The organism is Neisseria sp. P0009.S007 (assembly GCF_051962515.1).
In genome coordinates, this window is record NZ_JBQCVF010000867.1 from 1 (window position 1) to 490 (window position 490).

The window sequence follows — 490 nt, forward strand, 5'->3', positions numbered from 1 at the left end:
CTACGCCGAAACTGAGTTCTCTGCCAAATTACCGCAGACCGAACAAGACGCAAAAGTCCAACAAATGCTCGACCAAGGCAAACATATCAACTTTATCCGTTTCACGCCGAATACCGTAATTCCGGAAAACTCAACCCACAAAGGTGCAGAGCATATGTACTCATTTGATTACGCCTATTTACTTGAACCTGCCCGTGATTGGTTGATGAATCAGAAGAAAGGAAAATAATCTTAAAAATACAAGCGGTCAGATTTTGAAGATGATTTACAAAAATACCTAAAAAACTGACCGCTCTTTGTTATGAAAAAAACCGTCTGAAAAACAGGATAGGGGTGCAGCATCGTAGGCACGCATTCAAAAAATCAGATCAATGGCAGCCTGCACTGTTTCAGGTAGCCTGAAACAGTGTGGTTTAGATTCAGTTTCATTGTGACACGTCTGTTAGTAGTCTTTAAAAGGCTAATCATCAACTTTTAAGGACTTTCTAGG

At 40.4% G+C, this 490-nt stretch carries 1 pseudogene; it reads left to right on the forward strand.

Going from position 1 to position 490, the window contains the following annotated elements:
* A pseudogene (locus ACTHS3_RS16835) lies at positions 1-229 on the forward strand (pyrroline-5-carboxylate reductase); the annotation flags it as partial.
* Positions 230-490: the final 261 nt, after the last annotated feature.